The organism is Niveispirillum sp., assembly GCF_017996735.1.
Taxonomy (GTDB): Bacteria; Pseudomonadota; Alphaproteobacteria; order Azospirillales; family Azospirillaceae; genus Niveispirillum.
This window is the reverse complement of sequence record NZ_JAGOGJ010000236.1, coordinates 1-5,246: the sequence shown is the minus strand read 5'-3', so window position 1 is coordinate 5,246 and position 5,246 is coordinate 1. Positions and strand designations below refer to the sequence as shown.

6 protein-coding genes are annotated in these 5,246 nt (G+C 63.9%); 5 read left to right on the top strand and 1 reads right to left on the bottom strand.

What is annotated here, in order from left to right; genetic code table 11:
* The coding region (gene dusB, locus KBA48_RS32285) for a tRNA dihydrouridine synthase DusB (RefSeq protein WP_292912774.1) at window positions 1-786 on the bottom strand (786 nt) is incomplete at its 3' end.
* 214 nt (window positions 787-1,000) lie between these two features.
* Between dusB and KBA48_RS32280 the strand changes: the two genes are divergently transcribed.
* The 5 genes from KBA48_RS32280 to KBA48_RS32260 form a co-directional block, all read left to right on the top strand.
* Window positions 1,001-1,498, top strand: coding sequence for a GNAT family N-acetyltransferase (locus tag KBA48_RS32280; RefSeq protein WP_292912773.1), 498 nt, complete (start codon window positions 1,001-1,003; stop codon window positions 1,496-1,498).
* A 132-nt stretch (window positions 1,499-1,630) separates the two neighbouring features.
* Window positions 1,631-2,806: a bifunctional 2-C-methyl-D-erythritol 4-phosphate cytidylyltransferase/2-C-methyl-D-erythritol 2,4-cyclodiphosphate synthase gene (locus KBA48_RS32275; protein ID WP_292912772.1), complete on the top strand. Its 1,176-nt coding sequence runs from the start codon at window positions 1,631-1,633 to the stop codon at window positions 2,804-2,806.
* A gap of 4 nt (window positions 2,807-2,810) precedes the next feature.
* Window positions 2,811-3,299, top strand: coding sequence for a CinA family protein (locus KBA48_RS32270; protein ID WP_292912771.1), 489 nt, complete (start codon window positions 2,811-2,813; stop codon window positions 3,297-3,299).
* Entirely contained in the window at window positions 3,296-4,039 is a 744-nt protein-coding gene (locus KBA48_RS32265; protein WP_292912770.1) for a nucleotidyltransferase domain-containing protein, read from the top strand. Before KBA48_RS32270 ends, KBA48_RS32265 begins: the two co-directional genes overlap by 4 nt.
* A 357-nt stretch (window positions 4,040-4,396) precedes the next feature.
* Window positions 4,397-5,246 (top strand): MCP four helix bundle domain-containing protein (locus KBA48_RS32260; protein ID WP_292912769.1); only part of this gene is annotated, 850 nt, incomplete at its 3' end.

Genomic DNA, 5,246 nt, shown 5'->3' with positions numbered 1-5,246 from the left:
CTGTTCGGCCAGCGGCGGGTCGGGCAGCTTTACGCCCGTGCGCAGGTAATGCATGACCTGGGCGATGAACCAGGGGCGGCCATAGGTGCCGCGCCCGATCATGATGCCATCGGCGCCGGATTCCTCAAGACAGCGGACGGCATCCTCAAAGCTGTTGATGTCGCCATTGGCGATGACGGGGATCTTCACCGCCTCCTTGACCTGGCGGATGAATTTCCAATCGGCGGTGCCGTTATACATCTGGCAGCGGGTGCGGCCATGCACGGTCAGCATCTTGATCCCGCATTCCTCGGCAATGCGAGCCAGATTGGGGGCGTTCAGGTTGTTGGCGTCCCAGCCCTTGCGCATCTTCATCGTTACCGGAACGGAAACGGCCTTCACGGTCGCCTCCATGATGCGGCCGGCCAGCAATTCATCCTTCATCAGGGCCGAACCGGCGAAGCCGTTCACCACCTTCTTCACGGGGCAGCCGAAATTGATGTCAATGATATGGGCGCCGCGATCCACGTTCAGCTTCGCCGCCTCCCCCATCACATCCGGCTCACACCCCGCCAACTGCATGGAAATCGGCGCTTCGTCCAGGTGCCATTCGGTCTTCAGCAGGCTTTCGCGCGTGGCGCGGATCATGGCCTGGCTGGCGATCATCTCGGAAACCACCAGCCCTGCCCCCGTGCGCTTCACCAGCCGGCGATAGGGCATGTCGGTGACGCCCGACAGGGGCGCCAGGATCACCGGATCCTCGATACGCACGGGACCGATCTGAAGGGGGGCAAGCGGCTTGACCATGGGACGCGGAACCTTGACCTTGGGTCACGAATTTGCATGTTCTTTGTGCAATTTTCGTGAATGCATGAATTTTAGGCACAGAGCTTAACACAGGTCTGAAAAAACACAATATTCACCGCCGCATGGCGGTTTTCGCCTGAGGGCGGAGCCGGGTCTGGAACTCCGGGCAATGTCATGGGTTTGAACCAGGGGCAGAGCGGGATAGGACTTGACGATGATCCAGACGCTGAACACGCCGAGACTGACATTGCGCGCCCTGTGCCGTGAGGACCGGGAGGCACTGGTACGACTGCACCGCGATCCCGCGGTCATGCGCTTCAACCCGTCGCCGCCGGCCAGCGACGCGGAGGCGTTGGCGCGCCTGGACGGGAACGTGTTCTGTGACTGGCCGCCCGGACTGGGTTTCTGGGCCATCGAGCGGGAAGCGACGTTCCAGGGCTGGATCATGCTGATCCCGTTTCGGGGGGACCCGACGCTGGTGGAGGTCGGATACCGGCTGCATACCCATGCCTGGGGTCAGGGGGTGGCGACCGAAGCGCTGGCGGCCGTCACTGCCTATGCGACGCTGGGACGGGATTGCATCCTGGCGGAGGCACGGTCCGACAATCCGGCCTCCATCCGCGTGCTGGAAAAGGCAGGATACCGGCTGAAGGAAGGGTTCGAAGAGGACGGGGTGAACTGGGTCCGATACATGTATGGAACCGGGCATTGACGGATTTTGCGCCGAACGGGCCGGAACGGGCGAAATACGAATGGCCGCACCGGAAGCGAAGCCATTGGCGCGGGCGGCCCTTCCGCGCTAGGGTCGCGACCGGTCGTCCAACACAAGAGACTTGGTTCCCCCATGCCCACCTGCACCGCCCTGATCGTCGCCGCCGGACGCGGCCTGCGCTTCGGGGGTGATCTGCCCAAGCAATATCTGCATCTGGCAGGACAACCTATCCTGCGCCGCACGGTGGAGGCGTTTCTGCGCCACCCGGCGGTGACGGGCGTGCGTGTCGTCATCGATCCCGCCTTCCGGGACCTGTATGACAAGGCGGTGGAGGGGCTGGACTTGGCACCGCCCATAACGGGCGGGCCGACACGGCAGGATTCGGTGCTGAACGGGTTGGAGGCGCTGGCCGGCCATGCGCCCGATCTGGTGCTGATCCATGATGCCGCCCGGCCGCTGGTTGATGCGCAGGCCATCAGCGATGTGATCGCGGCCCTGGAGCATGGTCCCGCAGCCATTGCCGCCGCGCCGCTGGCCGACACGCTGAAGCGCGGGACGGTGGCGGGCGGCGGTATTGTCAGCGCCGGGACCGTGGATCGCACGGCCCTGTGGCGGGCGCTGACGCCGCAGGGCTTCCGCTTTGCCGATATCCTGCCCGCCCACCGCCGCGCCGCCGGCCTGAACCTGACTGACGATGCCGCCGTGGCGGAAGAGGCGGGGCTGGCCGTGACCCTTGTGCCCTGTGACCAGGACAATCTGAAAGTGACCAACCAAGACGATCTGGCCCGCGCCGAAAAACTGTTCCTGGCTCGCCTGGGCGATGTGCGTACCGGCACCGGATTTGACGTGCATAAGTTCGCACCCGGCGATCAGGTCTGGCTGTGCGGCGTGTCGGTGCCGCATGATGCGACGCTTGACGGGCATTCGGATGCCGATGTGGCCCTGCACGCCCTGACCGACGCCATTCTGGGCGCCATTTCGGCGGGCGATATCGGCCTGCACTTCCCCCCCAGCGACCCGACATGGAAGGGGGCCGACAGTGCGCGGTTCCTGCGCCACGCCGCCGACCTGGTCGCGGAAAAGGGCGGGGTCATCGCCCATGTCGATATCACCATCATCTGCGAACGGCCCAAAATCGGCCCGCACCGTGAGGCCATGGTGGCGCGGGTGGCCGAGATCCTGGGCATGAACCCGGCACGCGTGTCGGTGAAAGCGACGACGACGGAGGGGCTGGGCTTCACGGGCCGGCGCGAAGGTATCGCCGCGCAGGCCGCCGCCACCGTCCGCCTGCCCCTGATCCTGGAGTAACCACATGTTCCCGCCCGATCTTGTGCAGTTGGCCGAGGAAATCCGCGACGGGTTCGCGGCGAGGGGCCGGTGGCTGGCTACGGCGGAAAGCTGCACCGGTGGGTTGATCGCGGGCTGCCTGACGCATGTATCGGGGTCCAGCGCCGTCGTGGACCGGGGTTTCGTGACCTATACAAACGAGGCGAAGACGGACATGCTGGGCGTGCCGGCATCCCTGATCGCGGCGTTGGGCGCCGTCAGCGGGCCGGTGGCGGATGCCATGGCGGCGGGTGCGGTGGCGCACAGCCGCGCCGATGTGGCCGTGGCGGTCACCGGCGTTGCCGGGCCGACCGGTGGCACGGCGACAAAGCCCGTGGGGCTGGTTTTCATCGCATGCGCCACACGGGGTGGCGATGTGCTGGTGGAACGCCATATCTTCACCGGTGACCGCATGGCGGTGCGTCTGGCCACCGTGAAAAGGGCGTTGGAATTGCTGCGGGAAAGCCTTGGATGAGCGCGATCACCCCGACCATCGATCTGGCCGACACCATCCTGCGCGAATGGACGGAGCAGCCGGACATCATCGCCGCCTTCCTGGCGGGATCGGTGGCCAAGGGCAATGCCGGGCCGGGATCGGACATCGACGCCGTCCTGATCCACCATCACCTGCCGGCGGCGGTGCGGGAGACGCATGAACGCCAGGGCGTAATGGTCGAACTGTTCCTGCACGACCCGGACACGCTGGCCTATTTCTGGGAGGCTGACCGCAAGCAGGGCAAGCCCTCGCTGGCCCGCATGGTGGCCAATGGCCTGCCCATCGCGGGCGACCCCGCCCTGATCGAGGAACTGAAGCGACAGGCGCAGGCTGTTCTGGATGGCGGGCCGCCGGCCCTGACGGAGGAGGAGTTGCGCACCCGGCGTTATTCCATCTCCGATCTGGCCGCCGACCTGGCGCAGCCGCGCAGTGCGGCCGAACAACTCGCCATCGGATCGCGGCTTTATATCGAGCTGGCGGATTTCACCGTGCGCGCCGCTGGCGGCTGGACCGGCACCGGCAAGGGCCTGGCCAAGGCGCTGCTGCGGCTGGACCCGATGCTGGCCAGCGCCTTCGAACATGCCTTCGTCGAATTGTTTGGTGAGCAGGACGCGGCCGAGGTGCTGGCCCTGGTCGATCTCTGCCTGGAACCATATGGCGGGCGCTTCATGGCCGGGGACCGCCGCCCTGCCCCTGCCGACTGGCGGCTGGACGACTAGCGGCATTTCGGGAAGCAAACGATGGCCCCGGCGCGGGGGTTGCTGCCCTTTTCAAATGACGGCACTTGAGCCGATCATACGCTCACAGGCTGCCAAGGCGTGATTCCACATAGGCAATCGATGTCTATCCTGGTCTGCACTGCGACGATAGAGAGTGCAAATCAATCTCAAAAAAAACCACAGATATGACCGACTGGCGGAGAAAATGACCCTATCCACCGCTGTAAATCGGTGGGTTGGTTAATGATTCGTCGACAATCCCTCATTTGTTGATTGAATTTTAATATCCAGGGCGCAACCTGGATGCGCTTCCTTATATATACCGAAATCCAACCATGCCCTGGCGGGAGAGCATAGATGTTGAAGAATTTATCTATCAGACTTCGCGTGTTCGCGGCGTTCGGCTTCATTCTCGCTCTCACGCTGGTCCTGGGCGTTTTATCCCTGCTGCGGATGAACGACATGTCGGATGATGGAATGATCATCGGCACCAATGCCCTGCCATCTGTGAAATATGCGGGGGACATCTACACATCCGCCGTGCGCGCCCGGATGAACCAGTACCAGCACATCCTGGCCAATGATGAGGTGCAGCGCACGGCATTGTCGTCACGCATGCACGGGGCGATCGACGACCTTGAAGCCGCATCGAAAAATTACGCGGCATTGATCAGTTCACCGGAAGAAAAGGCCATCTATGATCGTGTCCTGGTGCTGTGGGGCGAGAACATGGCGCTGTGGAACAAGGTGGAAACCCTGTCCCAATCCGAGAAGGATTTGGACGCCGGCAACATGATGCGCGACGAGCTGACCCCTAAATTCCAGGACATGCAGGGGGAGATCGGCAAGCTGATCCAGTTGAATGAACGCAATGCCCAGCAATCGGTCGCTGATCTGGCGCGGAATTCACGTATGTCGTTGCTGCTGATCGGTGGGATGCTGGCACTGGCCGTGGTCGCCGCCATCGCCGCCGGCTGGTCTCTGATCGTCAGTGTTGTGAAACCCGTTCGCGGCATGACGGACACGATGAACCGTCTGGCAAAGCATGAACTGACCGTGGCGGTGGACGGTGGGGAGCGCGGGGACGAGATCGGGGACATGGCCCGCGCCGTCCAGGTGTTCAAGGATGGGCTGATTGAGGCCGACCGTCTGGCCGAGGCGCAGAAACAGGAACAGGCGGCCAAGGAGGCCCGGGCCACCCGCATCG